Here is a 722-nt window from a genome sequence, read left to right as displayed (position 1 = left end):
CTGTTCGACCGGCCCTGGTGTTGTGCGGCTGTAACGCATAGTTACGGGTCTACAGGTGGATGGCGACACTTCGGCAGGCGAAGCCGCCCGGAACGCGCTTCCCTTAACGGCATGCCCTCACGAAGAACGGCCCTGGCGGGTGCCGTGTCGCGAGGAGCGGCCGGGCCCGCCAGGGCCGTCGGTGAACGCAGGGGTCAGTGGGTGCGAGGGTCGTGGTCGTTGCTGCGGCTGCCGGCCTTGGCCAGGCCCCGGCTGATCATGTAGCCGATGGTGAGCAGGGTGATGTACCACCAGGCCTGGTCGGCGGCGAAGTAGTCGCCGCCGTTGTCGGCGGCGCCGTCGCCGACCATGTTGGAGGCGATCAGTACGCCGAGGACGGCGAGCACGTAGACGATCAGCTCAGTGGTCTTGAACGAGGGCTTGGTCTCCTCGCCACGCGAGCGGGTGCGCGCCACGTGGGTGTCGTGGTTCTCGCGGGTGGACGTAGCCATCTGGTCAACTCCTGAAAGTCATCGTCGATGTCTGTCTCTGAAGGCGCGGCCTCATTGACGCGAGCGGTGAGCTACCCCCGCCACGGAAATCCCACACCTGCGTGTACACCGACCGGGTCATATGGCCTCACGGGGACAGCCGCAAAGACAGGTACCGATATCCCCGGAGTCGACGGTGGAGACCCTTCGCGGCCACTCCGCATACAGGTACTGGCGCGCTCGATCAGCGGC

The 722-nt window shown here is 66.2% G+C and carries 1 protein-coding gene; it reads right to left on the bottom strand.

Translation table 11 applies throughout. The annotated features are described in order from the left end of the window. Positions 1-194 precede the first annotated feature (194 nt). Positions 195-491 (bottom strand): hypothetical protein, encoded by a 297-nt coding sequence (locus tag Aut01nite_RS43080; protein ID WP_043530900.1) that lies wholly within the window; start codon positions 489-491, stop codon positions 195-197. Positions 492-722: the final 231 nt, after the last annotated feature.

Source organism: Actinoplanes utahensis (assembly GCF_016862455.1).
Classification (GTDB): domain Bacteria; phylum Actinomycetota; class Actinomycetes; order Mycobacteriales; family Micromonosporaceae; genus Actinoplanes; species Actinoplanes utahensis.
This window is presented reverse-complemented; position numbering and strand designations above follow the sequence as displayed.

What these genes read in the sequence shown, in the direction of transcription:
- Aut01nite_RS43080 (WP_043530900.1), bottom strand. Translation starts at nt 491, where the DNA reads ATGGCTACGTCCACCCGCGAGAACCACGACACCCACGTGGCGCGCACC.